Consider the following 21,365-nt stretch of genomic DNA (forward strand, 5'->3'; position numbering starts at 1 on the left):
TTGGCTGAAAAAGACTGTGTTACGGCTTGGTCGCTTGCGTTCTTTGATGATCAGCTGAACAATCGGGGGTATGCCCAGACCCAGCCGCGCCCATGAGCGCCGCGGCGAGCTGATCGCCGCCGCCCGCCAGGCCGTCCTCGACCGGGGCGTCCTCGACCTGCGGCTGCGCGACGTCGCCGACCAGGCGGCCATGTCCACCGGATCGGTGCTGTACTACTTCCCGACCCTCAGCGACCTGCTCTACGAGGTGCAGCGCGAAGCCGTCGAACGGTTCTGTGTGGACCGCGAGGAAGCGGCCCGCCAGGAGCCGGACCCGAGGCGGCGGTTGGTGCGCACGATCCGCGCCGGGTTGCCCAGTGGTCTGGACGACGAGCTGTGCGTGCTCATCTACGAACTCGGCGCGTACGCCCGCCGCGACCCCGCCTACGCCGCCGAGCACATCCGGCTGTGCGAGCGGCAGGTCGCGCTGTACTCGACGATCCTGGAGACCGGCGCGGCGCTCGGGGTGTTCGAGCTGACCCGCGACGCCACCACCATCGCGCGCAGCCTCGTCGCGCTGGAGGACGGGCTGGGGTTGCACCTGACCCAGGCCGTGCCCACCTTCACCACCGACCAGGCCGAGGCGATGCTCATCGCGTACGCGGCCGACGCCACCCACTGCGAACTGGAGTCCTGATGCGCGCCCGCGACCTCGGCCTGCCCCTGACCGGTGCCACCGGCCCGCACAACGCCATCACCGACGTCCCCGGTGTCGAGGTCGGCTACACCACGCTCATCGAGGGTGACTCGGTGCGCACGGGCGTCACCGCGATCCTGCCCCGCGCCCGCGCGGAGGTGCACGTGCCGTGCGCGGCGGGCCGCTACTCGCTCAACGGCAACGGCGAGATGACCGGCAGCGCCTTCCTCGACGAGACGGGCCTCCTGCGGCTGCCGGTGCTGATCACCAACACGCACGCCATCGGCCCCTGCCACCGCGGCGTGATCGACTGGACCGCGCGCGAGCAGCCCCGGGTCGCGGACCAGTGGCTGCTCCCCGTGGTCGCCGAGACCTGGGACGGGTACCTCAACGACATCAACGGCCCCCACATCCAGCCGTCGCACGCGGTCGCGGCCATCGACGCCGCGGCGGGCGGACCGGTCGCGGAGGGCTCGGTCGGCGGCGGCACGGGGATGAACTGCTACGCGTTCAAGGGCGGCAGCGGCACGTCGTCCCGGGTCGTGGCGTACGGCCAGGACAGCTACACGGTCGGCGCCTTCGTCCAGGCCAACTTCGGCTCCCGCACCGAGTTGACCGTCTGCGGTGTGCCACTGGGGGAGGCCTTGGCCGACGACAACCCCATGGAAGGTGGGGACTGGCTGATCCCGGCGGGGGCGGGGTCGGTGATCGCCGTCATCGCCACCGACGCGCCCATGCTGCCGGGCCAGTGCACGGCCCTGGCCCGCCGAGTCCCCCTCGGCCTGGCCCGCACGGGCACCACCGGCTCCCACTTCTCCGGCGACATCTTCTTGGCCTTCTCCACGGGGAACACGTTGACCCCGTCGGAGTTCCCGGTCGGCGAGCCCGGCTACGACACCCTGCGCACGGTCCCGTGGAACCGCATGGACGACTTCTACACGGCCGTAGTGCAGGCGGTGGAGGAAGCGGTGCTCAACGCCCTGGTGGCCGCCACCGACATGACCGGCCGCAACGGCCACCGCTCACCCGCGCTCCCCACCGACCGCCTGGTGGAACTGGTCGTCAAGCGCTGATGGAGTTGGGGACCAAGGCCAGGTAGGTGTGCTCGGTGGCCGCTTCGAGGACACCCGGCCCAGGCCGGGAGCGGAACCGCACCGGGTGAGCGAGCAGCGTCGCCCAACTCCTTTCGCTCCCGGTCTCGAAGGACGCGGCGACCCCGGCCAGAAAGGGTTCGAGTCGTTCCCGTTCTTGCCGCCAGTAGAACGGGTACAACTGCTCGTGTTCCTTGACGCGGTCGGTGGGGAGCACCGCGGGGTCGGGGGAGTCCCGGTAGTCGGCCACCATTCCGCGCGTCCACGGGTCGCCCTCCGGGGCGTCCAGCGAGTCCCAGTAGTCGTCCTCGATCATCTCGGCGATTTCCCGCTGTGCGGTGGCGAACGCCTCGCACGCCGCGAAGAGCCCGCGTGACAGGCCGACGACCAAGTCGGTGCCGGGAACGGGGCCGGTGAGCATCCACCGCGACGGCCCGCCACCCCGGCTCCCGCCACGGCCGAGATCCGCCCGTTCGCTCGCGGTCGACTCGTCGGCTTCCAGCAGCGTCAGCGAGCTGCCGCCGACACCGGATCCCACGGGCAGCGCTCGGAGGTCTCGCGGCGACAGGGCGCGCAAGGCCAGGTACACCAGCATGTTCTCGCGCACGAGCGCCAAGGTGTCCCCGGCCGGTGGCCGCGGGTCCTGGCCCGCTGACCGCTGCGCGTCGATGGTCATGAACAGCTGGTCGGTGAGGCTCGTGCCGCACAACACCTTCATGTGCCGCGCGGAAACCAGATCGGGACGCGTCAGTTGTTTGGCGCCCTCGGCGAGCATGCTCCTGCCGAGCCGTTTCGAGCCCTTGGCCTCGACCAACCAGAGCTCCTCGGTGTCGTGGTGGCGGCCTACCAGGTCGGGCAGCCCGGGCCCGGTCGACCACCCGGAGCCGAGGTCCGGCGAGGTGAACGCCTCCGCGTGCAGCGTTCGGCCGAGACCCATCAGGCCACGGCAGGCCCACTCGGCCATCGTCATACCGATGCGGTAACCGAACGCCGCCTTCGCCGATACCTCGGTGCCGTGGGTGTAGACCACGTTCGGTTGCACCGCGTAGCCCGTGGTCGTGGGGTGCCCCCGGCCCACCTCGGCGCGGGTGAGGTAGGCCATCAGCGGGGAGCGGCGGGCGATGAGTTCGGCCTGCGCCAGCGCGGGTACGGCGGCCATCCAGCCTGTCGGCTCGCGGCCGACCGAGATGGCCGCCTTGACCACTTCGCGCCAGGTGGTGGGCACCCGGTAGGCGCCCTTCTCGGGGATCTCTTGCTCAGGGGGCCACGCCTTGCGGGCCTGGGTGACCTGCCAGGTCGGCGGCCTGCCCGCCGGGTTCAGCGGATCGGACCACCGCACGAAGACGGGTACGTCGAAGGCGTCGTCGGGGTGGATCAGCGAGCCCTTGGCCCCCGGTGGTGGGTGCATGGGGCGATCGTGCTGGCGGCGGTAACACGGGCGAGAGCGGCATCGACTCTTCGGGTGAACCGGGTGTGGAAGGGGCTGTTGTGCGGGTTCGTCGGGGTGGGCTTGTGGTAGGCGCGATGGCGTTGGTTCTGGTCACGGCCGCCTGTGCGACCGAGGTGCGGGGCATGCCGGTCCCGGTGCGGTCGGCGACCGTGGCGCCTTCCGAGTCGACGCGGCCGTCGCGGGTGCCTCAGACCACGCGGTCCAGTGCGCCGCCCACCACGGCCGAATCGGTGAGCGAACCGCCCACTACGACCCAGGCGCCGACCACCACCACCACCACCACGGCCGCCGCGGAAGGTCCGGCGGCGGTGGTCACGGCGTACTTCGACGCCATCAACGCCAAGGACTACCGGCGCGCCTGGGAACTCGGCGGCAAGAACACCGGCCGGTCCTACGACCAGTTCGCCGCCGGGTTCGCCCAGACCGACCTGGACGTGCTGACCGTCGTCGGCGTCGAGGGCAACGTCGTCACCGTCGACCTGGTCGCCGTGCAGACCGACGGCACCAAGCGGTCCTTCCACGGCACCTACACCGTCAGCGGCGACACCATCACCGACTCGAAGATCAAGGCCACCGGCTGAGGCGCCTAGCGCGTGAAGGCCCGGGTGAAGTCGGCGGTGACGACGGTCCCCGGCGCGTCCGGTGTGCCGCGCGTGATGGTGTGGTGGTGGCAGACCGCGCGCAGGATGGTGAGGCCGCGCCCGCCGATCGAGATGCCGTGGACCTGGTGCGGCGCAACGGGTTCCCGCCAGTGGCCGTCGTCGGCCACGGTGATGCGGATCGACCCCTCGGCGGGGCGGAGTCGGGCGGTGAGGTGGACCGCGCCGGGCGGGAGGTCGCGGTAGGCGTGTTCCACGCAGTTGGCCACGACCTCGTCGACCCCCAGGATGATCTCCTCGGTGTCGGCCGCGGGCACACCGCGCGCCGACAACCACGCTCTCAGCGCCATCCTGATCACCACGACGTCCGCCGCGCGGGCGCCGATCTCCAGCCGCAGTGGGCGTGTGTCCGGTTCGGCAGTCACGTTTTCGACAGGCCCTCCAGTCGGGCCGCCCACTCTATCGCCGGCTGCCGGTCGGCGGTCGCGCGGCACTCGGCAGGTGTGCGAGCATCGTCGGATGATCATCATCCGGGCCGCGCGCTGACCGACGAGAAAGGACGTCCGATGTCGTCATCCCCCGCTGTCCAGGACGTCCTCGCGAGCCGGTACCGGCTGGACGCGCTGGTCGGCGTCGGCGGGATGGCGAAGGTCTACCGCGCCAGGGACCTGCGGCTGGACCGGGCGGTCGCGGTCAAGGTGTTCCGACCGGACATCGACGCCACCGACAGCCTGCGCTTCGCCGTCGAGACCCGCGTGCTGTCCGCGCTCGCGCACCCCGGCCTGATCCCGATCCAAGACACCGGCGTGCACGACGGCCACGGTTTCCTGGTGCTGCGCCTCGTCAACGGCCCCACCCTGCGCCGCGAGATCGCCGACGGCGCCCTCCCCGTCGACCGCGTCCGCCACCTCGGCGCCCAACTCGCCGACGCGCTGGCCCACGTGCACGCCAACGGGGTGGTGCACCGGGATGTGAAACCGTCCAACATCCTCCTCGACGAAGGCGACCGCGCCGTGCTCGCCGACTTCGGCCTCGCGCGCGTGCTGGGCACGACCCGCCTGACCCGCAGCGACCACATGGCCGGGACCGCCGCGTACCTGGCGCCCGAACAGGTCACCGGCACCGAGGTCGACTGCCCCGCCGACATCTACGCCCTCGGCCTGGTACTCCTCGAATGCCTCACGGCCCGCCGCGAGTACGAGGGCGGAGACGTGGAAACCGCCGTCGCGCGACTGCACCGCCCACCGCAGATCCCGCGAACCCTCCCACCCCCACTGGTCCGGCTGCTGCTGCTCATGACGTCGCTGGCGCCCCACCGCCGCCCCACGGCGGAGGCCTGCGCCGAGGCGCTCCGCTCGGACGCGTCCCCGGTCGTGCTGCCGCCCGCGCCGGTCGTCGTGGCCCCGACCAAGCGGTCCCGCACGCCGCTGGTCGTACTCGCGACAGCCGCCACCACCCTCGCGGCGTCGGGCGCGCTGTACTGGGCCTTCAAAACCCCCACCCCGGCGGCGACCCCACCCGCCCTCACACCACCGACGACCTCCACCACGACTACGGCAACCACCCAGGCCACCCAGACCCCCGAACCAACTACGACGACCCGATTACCGAAACCGGTCGCCCGACAACCAGCCTTGGCAACCCAAGCCCAGACGACCAAGCCCTCGGAGGTCGTCGAAACCACCAACCAACCCGTCCCCGAAGCACCCCCCGCGGCGGCCGTCACCCCACCACTGGCGACGACAACCCCGGCCACCGCAACCACAACGTCGGACAAGTCCAAACCCGGCCACACCAAGACTCCGCCGCCCCAACGGCCCAAGTAGCTCCCCGAACGGCCGAACCGCCACGGCGTCCACCCACCGACCAGCCCGGCGACAACCGCGCCGACTCGCCCCGCCGCCAAGCCGAGGTGGTGTGGTCCTGGAGGCCGCCGCCGCTCTGATCGCGCTGGTCGACGGCACCCCGCACCCACCTCGCCCGGCTCCGCGGCGCTGGTCGCCTGCCTGGGATCATCGGATGCCAGCGCTGAGGCATCCTCAGTGGATCGGACTGTCAGTGTCCCCCGATAGTGTGAACCGCAGTTCACCCAAGGGAGGCAACGAGCACATGTCCGCCACGACGACGTACCTGGAGCTGTCCGAGAGCGGGGGCGGCGCGCACAAGTACTACGAGGTGCGGGTCGAGGACGCCGAGGTCACCATCACCTACGGGCGGATCGGGGAGTCGGGGCAGGTCCGGACCGCGAGCTTCGCCGACCACACCAAGGCGCTCAAGGCGGCGGAGAAGAAGATCGGGGAGAAGGTCCGCAAGGGCTACGCGCCCGCGGTCAAGGGGGTGCGGCAGCGGCGGCCGGTCAGCAGGCGGCAGATCGTCAGCACGACCTCGAGCGCCCGCCAGGCGCCGGTGCTGTGGCGGTTCGCCTCCGGTGCGCCCGCGTTCGGCATCTTCATCGGTGAGGACCGCGCCTGGGTGGGCAACGAGAACGGTGACGTCTACACCCTCACCCACGACGGCACCGTCACCGGCCGCTTCGGGCTTCCCGACTCGGTGAAGTGCATCGTCGCCGACGACTTCTGGATCTACGCGGGCTGCGACGACGGCAAGGTCTACGACCTCGGCGCCAAGGTGCCGCGGGTGGCCTACGAGATCGCCGAGGACGTCGACATCTACTGGCTCGACATCCACGACGGCGTGCTCGGCGTCTCCGACCGGCACGGCGGCGTCACGGTCGTCGACCACGAGGACGAGTTCCAGTGGTCCCGCCCCAGCCACGGGGACAGCGCCTGGATGGTCCGCAACAGCGCGGAAGGCGTCTACCACGGTCACTCCGGCGGCGTCACCCACTACTCCGGCCGCGGCGACCGCGTCTGGCACGCCGACACCACCGGCGCGGTGCTGTTCGGCTGGCAGGAGCGCACCGAGGTGTTCGCGGGCACCAGCCGCGGCTGGGTGCACCGGTTCGCCAAGTCCGACGGCCGCGAGGGCGGCGCCTACCGCTGCGACGCCGCCGTGTTCTCCTGCGCCACCTCCCCGGACGGCGAGTTCGTGTTCGCGGGCGACAACCAGTCCTCCGTGTACTGCTTCGCCGCCAACGGCACCCGGCTGTGGAAGCTGGCCACCGGCTGCGGTTCGGCCTACTCGATGCAGTACCGGGACGAGCGCCTCTACCTGGTCACCACCGACGGCTCCCTCGCCTGCGTCGACGCCAGCCCGGCCGCGGTGCGCGCCGCCGAGCAGGGCCAGCTCCCGACCCGCCAGGACATCAAGGCGGGCAGCATCAACCGCGTCGAGGCCACCGCCGAGGTCGAGGTGGTGACCCACGTCGAGACCGGCGAGGGCGTCATCGTCGAGTGCACCCAGGAGGCGGGCCGCGTCCGCGTGCACGTCGTCTCGGACGGCTACGACCGCTCCTGGGGCGTCCAGTTCCCCAAGAACATCCGCGTCCCCGGCGCCCGCTACGTCGTGTCCGAGGTGCTGACCTCCGCCAGCGGCTCGTTCTACCGCGCCCGCGGCGAGATCAAGCGCATCCGCTAGTCGCGCGGGGCGCGGCGGTCGGCGGCCGCCGCGCCCCTTGACCTTTCCCCTTGGGCAAGCCGCAGGCTCGTGGTGTCCACACGAGGGAGGATGTCGAACATGGGCCTGCGGACCATCGGCGCGTTCGCCCGCGCCACGGGGCTGACCCACAAGGCGCTGCGGCTCTACCACGAACTGGGGCTGCTGCCGCCCGCCGCGGTCGACCCCGAGACGGGGTACCGGTACTACCGCGAGGAGCAGGTCGCGCGGGCCCGGTTCATCGCGAGCCTGCGCGGACTCGGCATGCCGTTGGCCGAGATCGGGCCGGTGTCGCGGATGTCGCAGGCGGACGCGGCCGGGGCGGTCGACGCCTACCGGCGGCGCATCTCGTCCGACGCCGCGGCCCGCGACCGTCTGGCCTCCTCCCTCGTGGCACACCTATCCGAGGGGAGTTCCACCATGTCCTACCTCAGCCACGCCACCCGCTGCGATCGCGGTGCGGTTCGCGAGTCCAATGAGGACGCCGTGTTCGCCGGGACGCGCCTGCTGGCCGTCGCCGACGGGGTTCGGGGACCCGGCGGTGCGGCGGCGAGCGCCGCCGCCGTCGACGCGCTCCGGCCGTTGGACCGGGACGGCGACGTCGATCCGCTCACCGCGTTGGCGAACGCGGCGGCCGCGGCCGAGCGGGCCGTCCGCGACCTGGCGACCGAGGACCACGTCCCGCTCACCACCCTGACCGCCGTCCTGGTCACCGACGACCACCTCGCCCTGCTCCACGTCGGCGATTCCCGCGCCTACCTCCTGCGCGACGGTGAACTCCACCAGCTCACCAAGGACCACACCCACGTGCAAACCCTGGTGGACAAGGGAGATCTGACCCCGGCGGAGGCCGCCACCCACCCCGAGCGCGCTCTCCTCACCCGGGCCATCGGCGCGGGACCGCGGGAAACCGACCTGGCACTGCGGACCCCGCAACCCGGCGACCGCTACCTGCTGTGCACGGACGGCGTCTCGGCCGTGCTCGCCCGAGCGGAGATCCGCCAGGCCCTCGCCGAGAGCACCCCCGACCTGGCCGCCCAGCGCCTCGTCGACTTGGCCCACGACCACGGTGCGCCGGACAACGCCACGTGTGTTGTCGCGGACCTCGCCGAGGTGTGAGCGCTTCGAGGCGCTGGGCGTGATCGCTCAGCGCAGGAACTTGACGTGGGCGGTGTGGTCGGTCCCATCATCCAGTCCTGAGTGGAAGGTCCGGCACGTGCCGACCACAGCGGGCTGGTCGCCCAGGTGTAGACGTAGTGGCCGGTCAGCGGGTCGTAGACCAAGGCGCCGGTGATCCGATCGGGGTGAGGGTCGCGCAGTCGACCCGTTGCGAGGTGGGCGATCCGGCGGCGAGGACGCCCAGCCCGTGGTAGCCGACGATGCTGAACCGCGCGAGGACAGGTCGCCCCGGCACGCGGATGTTGAGCGCGGGCGGGTTGCGGACCGGGGCGAAGAACCCGGCGAACGGGTAGGTCGTGTTCGCCGTCCCGGTCCCGAACGCGATCGCGGTGGGCACGTCGAAGCCGCCGAACGTCTGGGTGATCGTGTTCGTCGCCGTGTCGACCACCGAGATCGTGCCGTTGGTGTAGGACGAGACGTAGGCGCGGGCGCCGTCCGGGCGCACGGCCACCGCGGCGGTGTGGACGAAGCCGGTAATGGTGAGGACCGCGTTGTTCGCGGTATCGATCACGGACAGTTCACCGATGCCGTGTGTGACGTACAACGTGTCACCGGACGGCGTCATCGCCATGCGGTAGGGCGTGTCCCCGACGGCAATGGTGGCGGTGATGGCGTTGTTCGTGATGTCGACGACGGACACGGTGTCGGCGTCGCTGTTGCTGACGGCTCCAATCGCACTCAACAATGGTTCACGCGACGATGTCCGGGTGGTTGATATCCCTGCCGGGTGTGGTACGACGAATTCCAGCCAACGGCGCGCTCCCGGTTGGACGGTGGAATTCGGTCCGGTGGAAATAAGATTTCAAATGGTTCGGGGTGCTCCGGTTGCGAAATTCGGCCGGGACTCACTTCGTGTTCGGCGCGGAGTCGGGGTGCCACACGAGCCACTTGCGCTCGACCTGCTCCGCCAGGTCGACGCCGTGGTGGCGGGCCAGCAGCAGCACGTGGCACAGCACGTCGGCCAACTCGGCGCCGAACCGGTCGACCAATTCCCCGGGGGTGTGGCCTTTCGCCCTGGCTTGGCCGGTCCGCATCAGGAATGCCTGCGTCAGCTCGCCGACCTCCTCCTGGAGTTTGAGCAGGAACCAGGTCTCGTCCCGGGTGATCCCGTTCGCGCGGGCGTACCCCTGGGAGATCACTTCGGCATCGTCGCTCAGTCGCGCCAAGTCCATGGGCGCAGTCTAGGGATTACCGGGGGTCGCCCGCTTGGAGCCGTCCGGCCAGCAGTTCGGTTGCCCAGCGGCGGACCTGGTCTTCCGGGTCGTCGCGCGCCAACTCCTCGACCGCGGCCTCCGCCGCGGCGGGCCACGCGGATCGGGGCCAGTGGGCGAGGGTTTCCATGGCCACGCCGCGGTCGTAGACCTCCGGGCCGCGCAGGCTCGCCAGCACCACGTCTCCGCCGATACCGGGAAAGGCACGCAGTCCACGCGCGCGAGCGGCGATCGGGCCGGGGAGTGCGATGAGGCCGCGAGCCCGGTCGGCGTCCGCCTGCTCCCACGCCCCGACCCACCAATCCGCGCCAGGCTCGGCCCAGATCCACCGCACGTGCTCCTCGAACGTATCGATCCCTTTGCCGCGCGCGACTCGCGCGGCGTCCCGGAACACCAGTGGATCCGACGACGACAAGCCTTCCGCGATGAGCCGGTCCCACCGGCGATCCGCCAGGATCCGCGCGCACGCCTTCTGGCCGTCGAGGCCGCGAATCGCTTCCACGCAAAGAAAATCAATCAAGGCCGGTGCGTACTCCTCGACCACCGCGAGGTACGAGTCGATCGCCTCGGACGCCTGCCCGTAGTCGCGGATCCCGTCGGCGGGACCGACCTCGATCAACGCCAACAGGATCTCACCCGCCGCCGTCAGCAGGTCCCGGTCGACCGGCCCGCGCAACGCCGCCGCCAACCCACCCGTCTCCGCCGCGATCAACGCCAGATACCCGTGGGAGACCGTGTTCCGGAACCCGCCCCGCAGGATCCACTCCCGGATCTCCGGGTCTCTCGTCCCCCGAAGCCGCTCCACGCAATGAATCCGCCCCCACCCGCGCACCGCCAAGGCCATGCGCCACAGCTCACGCTCACCCGCCGCGCAATACAGGGTGAACTCGTCGTGCGCCGCGAAAACCCGCACCACGTCCGGGTCGCTCCCCGCGATCCCCAGCAGCACAAGCCCGACCTTGACCGCCCCGCGATCCGCCGCCGTCGTGGCCAGCCAACGCCCGACCGCCCCGACCTCCGCGTCCGCCAGCCGAGGTGCCAGACCCTCGAAGTACCGCACCACATCGTCCGCGGCGACAACCTCATACAGCGCGGGCAATCTCGCGCTGCCAGCACATGTCGCGCGCACGGCCTCCGCCACCTCGTCCGCCCGCGCCTCGTCGACCGCCCGGTGGCCGTGGTGGACGAGCACCCCGTCCCACCCGCCATCCGGCAGTTCGAGCCCGTCCGGCCGCTGCCGGAGGTGGTCGTAGAGGGAACTCATCAGCTCACCCCCGCAAGTAGGCCAGCACCGCCAGGACCCGGCGGTGGTCGTCGCCGTCCGGTGGGAGGTCCAGTTTGGCGAGGATGTTCGCGATGTGCTTGGCGACGGCGGCATCCGTGACGACCAGGTGCCGCGCTATGGCCGAGTTCGAGCGACCCTCCGCCATCAACCCCAGCACCTCGACCTCCCGGGGCGTCAGCCGCCGCAGGGGAGTGGACCGCTGGTGCACCAGCTGCCGCACCACGTCCGGGTCGATCACCGTGCCGCCGCCCGCGACCCGCGCGACCGCGTCCACGAACTCCGCCACGTCACCGACGCGGTCCTTGAGCAGGTAGCCGACCCCGACGCCGCCGCGCGAGTCCAGCAGCTCCGCCGCGTACGTCCGCTCCACGTACTGGCTCAGCACCACCACCGGAACCGGATCCGGTCCGGACCGCAACGCCACCGCGGCGCGGATGCCCTCGTCGGTGAACGTCGGCGGCATGCGCACGTCCGTCACCACCACGTCCACCGGTTCCGCCGCCACACCCGCCAACAGCTCCGCCGCGTCGCCCGCCGACACCACGACCCGGTGCCCGAACCGGGCCAGCACCTCGACCAGACCCCCGCGCAACAGCGCGCCGTCCTCGGCGATGGCCACACGCAGACTCACGGACAAGGCATCTCCACCCGCAGCACGGTCGGCCCGCCGGGCGGGCTGGACAGGGCCAGTCTGCCATCGACGACGGCCACCCGGTCGGCCAACCCGGTCAGCCCGCCACCCGCCGGATCCGCCGCCCCGACCCCGTTGTCCCCGACCCGCAAGGTGAGCACCCCTCCACGTAGTTCGCCAGTTATCCAGCACCGCGTCGCGCGGCTGTGCTTGGCGACGTTCGCCAACGCCTCCGACACCACGAAGTACGCGGCCACCTCGACCGCCTCCGGCAGCCGCGGCAGATCCAGTTCGACGTCCACCGGCACCGGCGAGCGGTCTGCCGCCTCCGCCACCGCAGCGGCCAACCCCCGGTCGCTGAGCACCTTCGGGTGCACGCCGCGGATCAGCTCCCGCAACTCCACCAACGCCTCTTTCGCTTGCCGGTGCGCTTCCTCGACCCGGTGCGCCGCGACCGAACCCGGTTCCAGGTCCAACCGGGCCAGACCCAGGCTGACCGTCAACGCGACGAGCCGCTGCTGAGCGCCGTCGTGCAGGTCCCGCTCGATCCGCCGACGCTCCACTTCGAACACGTCGACCAGCCGCGCCCGCGACCGCTTGACCTCACGCAGCTCGGCGTCCAACGACCCGCCCATCGCCGCGCGCATGCCCGCCCACGCGGTGACCGCGTAGGCCAGCAGCGGTATCGCCACCACACCGGCGAACGGACCGGCGAACCTCATCCACAGACTCGCCCCGGGGTTGAGCGGCGCGGTCAGCAGCACGGACGGCACCAGTGCCGCCAACACCGCCACCGCGACATCGAGCCACGACAGGACCAGCGCCGACACAAGGGCGAACACCATTTCCCGCGCGGTGACGGGACCCGTCCGCGGCTCTCGGTCGACCAGACGCCGCCGCACGCGATCGAAACGCGGCAGCCCCACCCCGGCGGCGACCAACGCGACCACCCCGATCGAAGCGACCGCCACGGGCCCGAGCGAGTCGTAGCCGAGCACCAGCAGGCAGCCGACCGCGGGCAGCAACCCCAGGACCAGGCTCGACGCCAGGTAGATCAGCGACCGCGAGGGCCACGCCGATCGGAGGAACCGCCCGGGCGGCAGGGTGAGGGCTTGCAGCGACGTCCGGATCACCCGGCCAACCTAGCCGGCGCGGTGAGCAGTCGGCACTAGTGCGGGCACTACCTTCGAGTGTCGCGCTGGCGCCCGTGTTCCGGGTGTCGGTGAACGGTTGAGTTCGTGCCATGACGGAACACACGAACACCGCGGCGGTCGAACTCCGCGCGGTCCGCAAGACCTATGGTTCCGGCGCGCGGGCAGTGGCGGCACTCGACGGCGTGTCCCTGGACTTCGCCACCGGCACCTTCACCGCGGTCATGGGACCGTCCGGCTCCGGCAAGTCGACCCTGCTGCACTGCGCGGCGGGCCTGGACCGACCCGACGACGGCACGGTCCGCATCGGCGGCGTCGACCTCGGACCCCTCGACGAGACCGCGCTGGCACTGCTGCGCCGGGAGCGGATCGGGTTCGTGTTCCAGGCGTTCAACCTGGTGTCCGCGCTGACCGCCGAGCAGAACGTCGGGCTGCCCCGGCAGCTGGCAGGCAAGCGGGCGGACAGCGACGAGATCCGGGCGGCGCTGACCGCCGTCGGCCTGGCCAACCGGGGAACGCACCGGCCCAGCCAGCTCTCCGGCGGCGAACAGCAGCGGGTGGCGATCGCCCGGGCCCTGATCACCCGTCCCGCCGCGGTGTTCGCCGACGAACCCACGGGCGCGTTGGACTCCAAGACTTCTCGGGGTGTTTTGGAGCTGTTGCGCGGAATCGTGGACCGCGACGGGCAGACGGTGATCATGGTGACGCACGACCCGGTCGCCGCCGCCCACGCCGACCGGGTCGTGCTGCTCGCCGACGGCAGGCTCGTGGACCGCATCGACAACCCCCAGGGCGCGCAGGCCATCGCGGCCCGCATGGCCGTGCTGGAGGCGTCGTGCTGAGCGTCCGGACCCTGCGGCACCGCTGGGTGAGCCTGGTGGGCACGTTCGTGGCGTTGGGCCTGGGCGTGGCGATCCTGGCGATGAGCGGGCTGGTGATGTCGTCGGCGCGGGCGAAGGTGCCTGAGCGGTACTCGGGCGCGGCGGTGCTCGTGGCGAGCCCGGAGGTCAGCCAGGAGGACAACGCGTTCACGCCGAGTAGGCCTTGGTCGACCGAGGTTGGTGGGGACTTGGTCGACCGGGTGTCGTCGGTGCCGGGCGTGGCGCGGGCGGTCGAGGACCGGTCGTTCTACGCGCAGGCGGTGATTGACGGCAGGCCCGTGGGCGGTGCTTCTGCGGAAGCGTTGGGGCACAACTGGAACAGCTCGACGTTGGCGTCCTATCGGGTCGAGGGGGCGGCGCCCGCGCGGGATGATGAGGTTGTGTTGGACCGGTCCCTGGGACTGGCGCCCGGGTCGAGGGTCTCGTTGCTGACTTCCGCCGGTCCCAGCGGTTTCACGGTCAGCGGGACGGTCGACGCGGACGCGTACTTCGTGACGGAGGCCGTCGCCGAGCGGCTGTCGGGCGGGCTGCGGGTGATCGGGCTCGACCTGTCGCCTGGTGCGGACGAGAAGGCCGTGGTGGCCGCGGTGCGCGCCGTGGTGGGGGACCGGGGACGGGTGCTTTCGGGGGAGGCGCGGGCTGAGCTGGAGGTGCGCGGCGAGGCGAAGGTGCGGTGGATCGGGGATCAGGTGCTGACCGCGATGGGCGGGCTGGGGGCGTTCGTCTGCGTGTTCATGGTGGCGTCCACGTTCGCTTTCGCCGTCTCTCAGCGCCGCCGGGAGTTCGGGCTCCTGCGGCTGGTCGGGGCGACCCCCCGGCAGGTGCGGGTGCTGGTGTTCGGGGAGGCGTTGGTCGTCGGCGTTCTCGCCGGACTCGCGGGGGTGGCACTGGGTGCTGCTTCGGCGCCCGTTGTCGGCGGGCTGCTGGTCGACGCGGGGTTGGAGCCCGCCGGGTTCGCGATCTCGTACGGGTTCTTCCCGCTCGCCGGGGCCTCCGGGATCGGCGTGGTGGTCGCGATGCTGGGGGTGTGGGCGGCGTCGCGGCGGGCGGGCCGGGTCCGGCCGATCGAGGCGCTGCGCACGGCGGAGGTTGATCCCAAGCCGATGACGCGGGCGCGGTGGATCGGTGGTGGGGTCGCGATGGCTGTCGGGGTCGGGCTGTTCCTGCTGACCGCGACCGGGGTGGCCGAGGATCTGCTGAACGCGCCGCTGTACGCGGCCATGGCGTTGATCGTCGGGCTGACGCTGCTGGGCCCGGTCGTCCTGCCGCCCTTGGTGCGGCTGGTCCCGGCCACCCTGGTGCGGGAGAGCGCGCTGACCGCTATCCGCCGGACCACGTCGACGGTGTCGCCGGTGCTGATCACGGTGGTGTTCGCGGTGCTGGTCTCGGGGATGTTCAGCCTCACGGTGACCGGTGTGTCGCTGGAGAAGTCCATGGCCATCGGACCATCCACAGTGGTGTCCGCTCGCGACACACCTGGCCTGTCCGACGAGGTAGTGTCCACAGTGGGCGGTGCCTCGCTGCTGCCGACGACCCTGTACACCGGGTCGAACGACCACCTCGATGCCGTCGGCGTCTCCCCGGAGGCTTTCGCCAAGGCGCACCAGGGTTTGAGCGTCGTCGAGGGCTCTTTGAACGACCTGACCGGGACCGACACCATGGCCGTCAACTCGCCCACGGCCTCCCGCATGGCATGGCACCCCGGCAGCACCGCCGACATCACCTTCGCCGACGGCAGCACGACCAAGCTCCGAGTGGTCGCCGTGTTCTCCAAGACCTCGGCGGCGGCCAGCGCCCTAGTGACCAGGGAGACGGTCCGCACACACGACCCGTCCGCGCTGACGTCGGCCATCTACGTCGACCACCCCGTCGTGGGCGCCGACTGGCCCGCGTTGGGCGCCCAGGTGATGACCCGGGCCGAGTACGCGGAGTTCACCGAGGCCGAGGACAACCGCCTGGTGGGGATCTTCGTGACCCTCCTGCTCGCCATGTCCCTCGGCTACTCCGCGCTGGCTATCGTCAACACCCTGGTCATGGCCACCGCCGACCGCGCCTCGGACTTCCGGGTCCTGCGCCTCGCGGGTGCCACTCGCCGCCAGGTCTTGGGGTCCGTTGCCGCCGAATCGGCCTTGGCGGTCGCGATCGGCAGCCTCCTGGGGGTAGTCGTCGCCTTCGCGACCCTGGCCACCCTGACCTCCGGGGTCGCCCACAACCTCCCGGACGCGGACGTGTCCTTCTCACCGCCGTGGGGAGTCCTCGCCGGAACCGTTGCCTTGTGCTTGGCCCTCGCCGTGGGCGCGGGCTTGTTCTCGGCCAACTCGGCGCTGAAGGCCGACCGCGCCGTCCACCGGATGCGTAGTTTCGGGCGCGCGTCGCGGGGAAGACCGCTGGGGTGATCGGACGACTGCGCACCATCGTGTTGGACACCAGGGACCCGCGGGGCTTGGCGGAGTTCTACGCTGCGTTGCTGGGCGGTGAGGTTGTCGTGGACGAAGGGGATTGGGTTGTGGCCACCGACCCCGACGGGCGGCGGATCGCCTGCCAGCTGGCGCCGGAACACCGCGCCCCGGAGTTCCCGGACCCGACCGGGTCGCAGCAGGTGCACCTGGACATCGAGGTCGACGACATCGACGAGGCCAGTCGGCGTGTTCTCGGGATCGGCGCCCAGCGGGTGACCGAACTCCACCCGGAAACCGACTTCCGCGTCTTCCGCGACCCCGCCGGACATCCCTTCTGCCTCGTCTACGGGGTCATCCCGGAGCCTTCGTAACTTGTCTGGATGAGTGCGCAACAGATCGCGGGCTGGTGTAGATGTCTTCGGCATGAGCCGTCGTGTGAAGGTCGCCGGACTGATTGTCGTGGTGCTCGGTGCTGCGGCGGCGGTGGTGACCAACTACGCCACGGCGGAGGTGCCGGAGTTCTTCCGGGATCAGTGGCGAGTGTGGCTGGTGCTGGCGGTGTTGGTGCTGCTGGTGGTGGTCGTCACGCTTCTGCAGGGTCGCGGTGACGAACAGGAACCAGTGGTTCCGAAGTTGTCGGTGCTGGCGCCGGCGTCGTTGCGGCCCCCTGCGGGGAGTGTGGAGGTGTTGCGCGGTCGAGAGACCGAGCTGGCTCGGGTGATGGAGTTGGTGCGTTCGCCCGGAGGACGGTTTGCGGTGGTCTCGGGTGCGGGCGGGATGGGCAAGACGACCTTGGCGCGTATCGCCGCCGAGCAGGCGCAGCAACGGGGAGTTGCGGTGTTCTGGATCCGTCGGCGCGATGAGGAGTCGTTGGCCGCGCAGATGGTCGAGGTCGGGCTGACCTTGGGGCTTGCCGGTGGCGCTGTGGTGGCGGCGCAGCAGTCGGGCGCGAGCGTGGCGGATGTGGTGTGGCGCCATCTGGAGACCGTGGAGCGGTGGCTGCTGGTCTTGGACAACGTCGATCAACCTGATGCGCTCGGCGCGGGCGACCCGGTGGCCTCCTACCGAGGGTGGGTGCGGCCGGGCGGGGGCGGCCTGTTGCTCGTGACCAGCCGTGACCGTGCGACCGAGACCTGGGGACGTAACGCTGAGCAGATCGAACTCAGGGCGTTGACGCCGCAGGAGGGCGGGCAGGCGCTGCTCGACCTCGCCCCCGGAGCGGGGACACCGGAGGACGCCGAAAAACTATCCGCGCGACTGGGCGGGTTCCCGTTGGCGCTGCATGCCGCTGGTACCGCGCTGGCGTCACCTACCGCCCGATCGCGCACTTTCACCGCCTACCAACAGGCCCTGCTGGACAAGTCCGCACAGGTATTGCCCGAGCACCCCGACATCACCGACCGCGACACCGCCCGCACCCTCATCGGGCACACCTGGGAGGTATCCCTGGACCAACTAGCCGACGAGGGCCACCCGCTGGCCCGACCACTGCTGCGCGCCTTGGCGCTACTCGCGGAGGCTCCCATCCCGCTGCCCCTGATCACCCCGGCCCTGATCCACGGCACCACCGACGACGCAGCCGGGCGCGCGGCCGTGGATGCCGCGTTGGCGCAACTGCACCGTTATGGCCTCCTGGATGACCACGAAACCAGTGACACTGCCACCCTGCCCACAGTGGCGCTGCACCCCTTGGTCCGCGAAACGAACACCCTCCTTCTAGAGCGCCACCGCGAAATAGCCCAGTGGCGGGCCACCGCCGAAACTGCCGTGCTCGACCTCGCCGATGCCTGGGCCCCTAAAGGCCGCCCCTCATGGACCCTGCTGCATCTGCTGACCCCGCACCTGCTCGTACTCTGCACACTCGAAACCAAGGGCGACCTCGCGGCATTTACCGCCACACGCGACACCCTCGACGCAGCCGCCCGACAACTCCGCGCCAGCGGGGACGCCGCCACAGAACTCGCGCTGCGGTACCACGTGTTCAACGCCGAGAAGACCGCCCTCGGCGCCGAGCACCCCGATACCCTCAGCAGTCAGAGCAATCTTGCCATCGCGCTGGGCAGCGTGGGGCGTTATGGCGAGGCCGTGGAACTGCATCGCGGCACGCTAGATATCCGCACCCGAGTTCTTGGTGCCGAGCATCCCGACACCGTCAGAAGCAAGAACAACCTCGTCGCAGTATAAGAAGTATTGGGTAAGCGAGGGGTGGAGGCAATTTATTGCGCGCGCTTGTAAGCGTCTGACGAGGTAGCGCAGCTCCTTGTGCGGCCCGACTGTCCGCACCTCTGCCATCGCGGCGGGTACGGCGGTCTGCGGGCCTTGGGTGAACCGGGTCAGGTTCGGGGGCCGACCCCGTGGAGAAGGGTGTTCAGGACGAGGGTGGCGAGGGTGTCCGGGTCTGGGATGTCGGTGGGGGTGTGGGCGGCTTCGCCGAGTAGGGCGTAGTAGACGCGGCGGGTCCAGGGGAGGTCGGTGTTCGGGGGGAGGTGGCCGTCCGCCTGGGCGCGGAGGAGGAGGGCGTCGCAGCGGGTCGCTATGCGGGCTTGGCCCTCCGCCAGCGGGGAGGTCGGGTCCATGGACCAGGCCATCGCGAAGGGCCAGGCGAGTTTGACGCGCAGGACGCCTGCCGTGATCCGGTGCAGGGCGACCAGGGGTGGTGCCGTTTCCGGGCGGGCCTCGTCGATCAGGGCGTCCAGTTGGCGGACGACGTCGGTCGCCATCGCGTCCAGGAGGGCTTGGCGGGTGGTGAACCGGCGGTGCACGGTCGCCCGCGCCACCCCCGCGGCCTCCGCGATCTGCTCCATCGACGCCGCCGGGTCGCGGGACAGCACGCGTTCCGCCGCCTCCAGGATCGCCCGGACGCTGCGTTCGGCGTCGGCGCGCAAAGGGCGCTGCGTGGTCACGACACCTATCCTCCCATCCGTGATCTGAGACAGTAGTGTTGCAGTTAGGACCGTAATCGTGTCTACTCTGTCTCAGATCGACCCTAAAGGAGAACACATGCGACCCGTAGCCCTCATCACCGGCGCCTCGGCTGGCCTGGGTGTCGAATTCGCCGACCAGCTCGCCCGGAGAGGTCACGACCTGGTCCTTGTCGCCCGCTCCGCGGACCGCCTGCGCCAGGTCGCCGACAAGGTCACCGCCGCGCACGGCGTCACCTGCACCGTCGTCCCCGCCGACCTGGCCGACCCCGCCACCCCGGCCCGGATCGCGGAGGACCTCGAAAGACGCGGCATCGCCGTGCACACCCTGGTCAACAACGCGGGGTTCGGCTCGGTCGGGCGGTTCGAGGACATCGCCGCCGGTGTCGACCAGAACCAGGTCATGGTCAACGTCGCCGCCCTCGTCGCGCTGACCCGCGCCCTGGTCCCCGGCATGCTCGCCCGCGAGGACGGCGCGGTGATCAACGTCGCCTCCACCGCCGCCTTCCAGCCGTCCCCCTACTTCGCCACCTACAGCGCGGGCAAGACGTTCGTGCTCAACTTCAGCCTCGCCCTGCGCCAGGAGTACCGGGGGCGCGGCGTCAAGGTGCTGTGCCTGTGCCCGGGCGCCACCAAGACCGAGTTCTTCGACGAGATCGGCACCAAGGCCGCCGTCGGTCGGATGATGCCCGCCGCCCCGGTCGTGTCCGCCGCGCTCAAGGCCCTCGACCGCGACCGCGCCTACATCACCCCTGGTCTGCGCAACGCCTTCAACGCCCACTTGCTCCCGCGGCGCCCCCGCGCGTTCGTCGCCGCCGTCGCCAAGATGGTCACGCGATCTGCGGCCTGACCTGCTGATTATTTTCTGTTATGCCAATTGATACAACAGGAAGTCGGCGGCTAGCGTTCCGACCATGACCGAGGGCAGGGGCCGCGGCAGGCCCCGCAAGGACGCGGACGCGCTCGCCAGGTGGACGCCACCGGAGGGCTGGTCGCGGCTGGTCGCCTGGGTGTCGCCGGAGGAGAAGAAGGCGCTCAAGCACGTCGCCGTCGAGGCGGGCGTCTCGGTCGCGGATCTGGTTCGGTCGCTGGCCGCCGGGCTCACCGCCGGGGTCGTCTCGGCCGAGGAGCTGGTGGGTCAGGTCGTGAAGGGCAGGCACGTCATGGAGAAGATCCCCACGCTGTTCGAGCGGGACGACCGGTTCAAGGTCGTCGACCGCCCGCGCGCCGAGTGCGCGTGGGTGTTCGACGGCGCCGGTGTCGGCACGGAGAAGCTGGACGGCACCAACACCCGCCTCACCACCCGCGCCGGGCACCTCGTGCGCGTCGAGAAGCGCCGCAACCCCGGCAAGGACCACAAGGCCCGGGGCATCGTCGACGGCTGGTACGTCGACACCGACCCCTCCGCCGCAGACGACAAGTGGATCCTCGCCGCCGCCCACAACACCGACGTGTCGGCGTGGCCCGACGGCGAGCACTCCTGCGAGGCGCTCGGTCCCCGGATCCAGGGCAACCCCCTGGGCCTGGACGACCACTTCTGCCTGCCCTTCGACCTCCAGGCCCCGCGGTACCCGGAGGTCCCGCGCACCTTCGAGGGCCTCCGCGGCTACCTGTCCACCCTGGACAGCCGGTTCGCGCCGGGGCACCTCGCCGAGGGCATCGTCTTCCACCACCCCGACGGCCGCCGCGCCAAGATCAAGCGCAAGGATTTCGCCTGACCGGCACGGCGCGCCACCCGAGGGAGTCCGGATGTCGCAGTACGTCGTGGTCGCGGCCACGATGACCATCGCCCAGCCCCGGCTGCGGTCCTACCTGCGCGCGCCGGTCGCCCCGGCTTCCACCTGGTCCGAACAGGACTGGGCGGGCGTCTGCGACCCGTGGCCCCGGTACCGGGCGGAACTGCCGTCCGCCATCGCCGAGTGCGACCGCTGGATCAAGGGCGACTACGCGGACCTGCTGCGTGACTTCGACGAGCTCACGCTGCGCCACGACGACGCCACCGACTCCCTCCTCCTCGAATTCGACACCCGAGCCGACTTCCAGCTCCCCACCCTGATCTGGGCCTGCTGCGTCCTGCGCGGCGTCACCCCGTTCATGGCCGACGACGACTCCGGCTGCGCCACCATCACCACCGACTGGGACGACGACGCGGAATTGCGCCTGCGCCTGTCCCCGAACCGTTCCGCGTTCCTCGACCCCGATCGGGACCGCGCCGCCATCGCCAAGGCGAAAGACGCCGATTTCGACGTCCGCCTCGCCATTTCCGACGCCGACCCGGACGAATCCGGCGCCGACGTCCTCGACCGCCTGACCTGACCTCCACCGCGCGCCGCAGG

At 71.0% G+C, this 21,365-nt stretch carries 21 protein-coding genes; 13 read left to right on the forward strand and 8 right to left on the reverse strand.

The window, feature by feature from the left end:
- Positions 1-70 precede the first annotated feature (70 nt).
- Both V5P93_RS15655 and V5P93_RS15660 read left to right on the forward strand, forming a co-directional pair.
- Positions 71-676: a TetR/AcrR family transcriptional regulator gene (locus V5P93_RS15655; protein ID WP_104476314.1), complete on the forward strand. Its 606-nt coding sequence runs from the start codon at positions 71-73 to the stop codon at positions 674-676.
- The gene (locus V5P93_RS15660; RefSeq protein WP_104476316.1) at positions 676-1,749 is read left to right on the forward strand and encodes a P1 family peptidase; all 1,074 of its coding nucleotides are present in this window, start codon (positions 676-678) and stop codon (positions 1,747-1,749) included. The genes V5P93_RS15655 and V5P93_RS15660 overlap by 1 nt, the downstream gene beginning before the upstream one ends.
- On the opposite strand, the gene V5P93_RS15665 is transcribed toward V5P93_RS15660, so the two are convergent.
- Positions 1,739-3,175 carry a hypothetical protein gene (locus V5P93_RS15665; protein WP_104476318.1) on the reverse strand — a complete coding sequence of 479 codons (1,437 nt, stop codon included), beginning with the start codon at positions 3,173-3,175 and terminating at the stop codon, positions 1,739-1,741. The two genes, V5P93_RS15660 and V5P93_RS15665, sit on opposite strands and share 11 nt — an antisense overlap.
- A gap of 272 nt (positions 3,176-3,447) precedes the next feature.
- Between V5P93_RS15665 and V5P93_RS15670 the strand changes: the two genes are divergently transcribed.
- On the forward strand, positions 3,448-3,798 hold the full coding sequence (locus V5P93_RS15670) for a hypothetical protein (protein WP_146107896.1): 351 nt from the start codon (positions 3,448-3,450) through the stop codon (positions 3,796-3,798).
- A 5-nt stretch (positions 3,799-3,803) separates the two neighbouring features.
- On the opposite strand, the gene V5P93_RS15675 is transcribed toward V5P93_RS15670, so the two are convergent.
- Complete coding sequence (locus V5P93_RS15675) at positions 3,804-4,241, reverse strand: ATP-binding protein (RefSeq protein WP_181043274.1); 438 nt, start codon at positions 4,239-4,241, stop codon at positions 3,804-3,806.
- Between the two features lie 141 nt (positions 4,242-4,382).
- Here V5P93_RS15675 and V5P93_RS15680 point away from each other — a divergent pair, with 141 nt between their 5' ends.
- The 3 genes from V5P93_RS15680 to V5P93_RS15690 all read left to right on the forward strand — a co-directional run bounded on the left by V5P93_RS15680 (position 4,383) and on the right by V5P93_RS15690 (position 8,490).
- Entirely contained in the window at positions 4,383-5,642 is a 1,260-nt protein-coding gene (locus V5P93_RS15680) for a serine/threonine-protein kinase (protein WP_104476324.1), read from the forward strand.
- A gap of 283 nt (positions 5,643-5,925) precedes the next feature.
- Complete coding sequence (locus tag V5P93_RS15685; RefSeq protein WP_104476326.1) at positions 5,926-7,353, forward strand: WGR domain-containing protein; 1,428 nt, start codon at positions 5,926-5,928, stop codon at positions 7,351-7,353.
- A 99-nt stretch (positions 7,354-7,452) separates the two neighbouring features.
- Complete coding sequence (locus V5P93_RS15690) at positions 7,453-8,490, forward strand: MerR family transcriptional regulator (RefSeq protein ID WP_104476328.1); 1,038 nt, start codon at positions 7,453-7,455, stop codon at positions 8,488-8,490.
- Positions 8,491-8,635: 145 nt separating this feature from the next.
- Here the strand turns inward: V5P93_RS15690 and V5P93_RS15695 are convergent, their stop codons facing one another.
- The 5 genes from V5P93_RS15695 to V5P93_RS15715 all read right to left on the reverse strand — a co-directional run bounded on the left by V5P93_RS15695 (position 8,636) and on the right by V5P93_RS15715 (position 12,810).
- On the reverse strand, positions 8,636-9,232 hold the full coding sequence (locus tag V5P93_RS15695) for a PxKF domain-containing protein (RefSeq protein ID WP_146107897.1): 597 nt from the start codon (positions 9,230-9,232) through the stop codon (positions 8,636-8,638).
- Between the two features lie 163 nt (positions 9,233-9,395).
- Complete coding sequence (locus V5P93_RS15700; protein WP_104476332.1) at positions 9,396-9,722, reverse strand: pyrophosphatase; 327 nt, start codon at positions 9,720-9,722, stop codon at positions 9,396-9,398.
- Positions 9,723-9,738: 16 nt separating this feature from the next.
- Entirely contained in the window at positions 9,739-11,025 is a 1,287-nt protein-coding gene (locus tag V5P93_RS15705) for a hypothetical protein (protein ID WP_146107898.1), read from the reverse strand.
- Between the two features lie 4 nt (positions 11,026-11,029).
- Complete coding sequence (locus tag V5P93_RS15710) at positions 11,030-11,671, reverse strand: response regulator transcription factor (RefSeq protein ID WP_219823901.1); 642 nt, start codon at positions 11,669-11,671, stop codon at positions 11,030-11,032.
- Between the two features lie 2 nt (positions 11,672-11,673).
- Positions 11,674-12,810: a sensor histidine kinase gene (locus V5P93_RS15715; RefSeq protein WP_181043275.1), complete on the reverse strand. Its 1,137-nt coding sequence runs from the start codon at positions 12,808-12,810 to the stop codon at positions 11,674-11,676.
- Between the two features lie 110 nt (positions 12,811-12,920).
- On the opposite strand from V5P93_RS15715, the gene V5P93_RS15720 reads away from it, so the two are divergent.
- From V5P93_RS15720 to V5P93_RS15735, 4 genes are read left to right on the forward strand one after another with little or no spacing between them, the layout of a single operon-like run.
- Complete coding sequence (locus tag V5P93_RS15720; RefSeq protein ID WP_104476338.1) at positions 12,921-13,670, forward strand: ABC transporter ATP-binding protein; 750 nt, start codon at positions 12,921-12,923, stop codon at positions 13,668-13,670.
- On the forward strand, positions 13,664-16,105 hold the full coding sequence (locus V5P93_RS15725; RefSeq protein ID WP_104476340.1) for an ABC transporter permease: 2,442 nt from the start codon (positions 13,664-13,666) through the stop codon (positions 16,103-16,105). Before V5P93_RS15720 ends, V5P93_RS15725 begins: the two co-directional genes overlap by 7 nt.
- A complete protein-coding gene (locus tag V5P93_RS15730; RefSeq protein ID WP_104476342.1) occupies positions 16,102-16,479 on the forward strand; it encodes a VOC family protein in 378 nt (125 codons plus the stop codon). Before V5P93_RS15725 ends, V5P93_RS15730 begins: the two co-directional genes overlap by 4 nt.
- A gap of 52 nt (positions 16,480-16,531) precedes the next feature.
- Complete coding sequence (locus V5P93_RS15735; protein ID WP_146107899.1) at positions 16,532-18,292, forward strand: tetratricopeptide repeat protein; 1,761 nt, start codon at positions 16,532-16,534, stop codon at positions 18,290-18,292.
- Positions 18,293-18,441: 149 nt separating this feature from the next.
- Here the strand turns inward: V5P93_RS15735 and V5P93_RS15740 are convergent, their stop codons facing one another.
- Positions 18,442-19,011, reverse strand: coding sequence for a TetR/AcrR family transcriptional regulator (locus V5P93_RS15740; protein ID WP_181043276.1), 570 nt, complete (start codon positions 19,009-19,011; stop codon positions 18,442-18,444).
- Positions 19,012-19,108: 97 nt separating this feature from the next.
- On the opposite strand from V5P93_RS15740, the gene V5P93_RS15745 reads away from it, so the two are divergent.
- The 3 genes from V5P93_RS15745 (at position 19,109) to V5P93_RS15755 (ending at position 21,345) form a co-directional block, all read left to right on the forward strand.
- Entirely contained in the window at positions 19,109-19,879 is a 771-nt protein-coding gene (locus tag V5P93_RS15745; protein ID WP_104476348.1) for an SDR family oxidoreductase, read from the forward strand.
- Positions 19,880-19,943: 64 nt separating this feature from the next.
- Positions 19,944-20,747 carry an RNA ligase family protein gene (locus V5P93_RS15750; protein WP_104476350.1) on the forward strand — a complete coding sequence of 268 codons (804 nt, stop codon included), beginning with the start codon at positions 19,944-19,946 and terminating at the stop codon, positions 20,745-20,747.
- 31 nt (positions 20,748-20,778) lie between these two features.
- Positions 20,779-21,345 (forward strand): hypothetical protein, encoded by a 567-nt coding sequence (locus V5P93_RS15755; protein WP_104476352.1) that lies wholly within the window; start codon positions 20,779-20,781, stop codon positions 21,343-21,345.
- Positions 21,346-21,365 lie beyond the last annotated feature (20 nt).

It is taken from the genome of Actinokineospora auranticolor (genome assembly GCF_041897805.1).
In the GTDB taxonomy this organism is placed as follows: domain Bacteria; phylum Actinomycetota; class Actinomycetes; order Mycobacteriales; family Pseudonocardiaceae; genus Actinokineospora; species Actinokineospora auranticolor.

What these genes read in the sequence shown, in the direction of transcription:
- V5P93_RS15680 (WP_104476324.1), top strand. Translation starts at nt 4,383, where the DNA reads ATGTCGTCATCCCCCGCTGTCCAGGACGTCCTCGCGAGCCGGTACCGG.
- V5P93_RS15750 (WP_104476350.1), top strand. Translation starts at nt 19,944, where the DNA reads ATGACCGAGGGCAGGGGCCGCGGCAGGCCCCGCAAGGACGCGGACGCG.
- V5P93_RS15665 (WP_104476318.1), bottom strand. Translation starts at nt 3,175, where the DNA reads ATGCACCCACCACCGGGGGCCAAGGGCTCGCTGATCCACCCCGACGAC.
- V5P93_RS15690 (WP_104476328.1), top strand. Translation starts at nt 7,453, where the DNA reads ATGGGCCTGCGGACCATCGGCGCGTTCGCCCGCGCCACGGGGCTGACC.
- V5P93_RS15745 (WP_104476348.1), top strand. Translation starts at nt 19,109, where the DNA reads ATGCGACCCGTAGCCCTCATCACCGGCGCCTCGGCTGGCCTGGGTGTC.
- V5P93_RS15660 (WP_104476316.1), top strand. Translation starts at nt 676, where the DNA reads ATGCGCGCCCGCGACCTCGGCCTGCCCCTGACCGGTGCCACCGGCCCG.
- V5P93_RS15685 (WP_104476326.1), top strand. Translation starts at nt 5,926, where the DNA reads ATGTCCGCCACGACGACGTACCTGGAGCTGTCCGAGAGCGGGGGCGGC.
- V5P93_RS15655 (WP_104476314.1), top strand. Translation starts at nt 71, where the DNA reads ATGCCCAGACCCAGCCGCGCCCATGAGCGCCGCGGCGAGCTGATCGCC.
- V5P93_RS15720 (WP_104476338.1), top strand. Translation starts at nt 12,921, where the DNA reads ATGACGGAACACACGAACACCGCGGCGGTCGAACTCCGCGCGGTCCGC.
- V5P93_RS15705 (WP_146107898.1), bottom strand. Translation starts at nt 11,025, where the DNA reads ATGAGTTCCCTCTACGACCACCTCCGGCAGCGGCCGGACGGGCTCGAA.
- V5P93_RS15755 (WP_104476352.1), top strand. Translation starts at nt 20,779, where the DNA reads ATGTCGCAGTACGTCGTGGTCGCGGCCACGATGACCATCGCCCAGCCC.
- V5P93_RS15735 (WP_146107899.1), top strand. Translation starts at nt 16,532, where the DNA reads ATGAGCCGTCGTGTGAAGGTCGCCGGACTGATTGTCGTGGTGCTCGGT.
- V5P93_RS15700 (WP_104476332.1), bottom strand. Translation starts at nt 9,722, where the DNA reads ATGGACTTGGCGCGACTGAGCGACGATGCCGAAGTGATCTCCCAGGGG.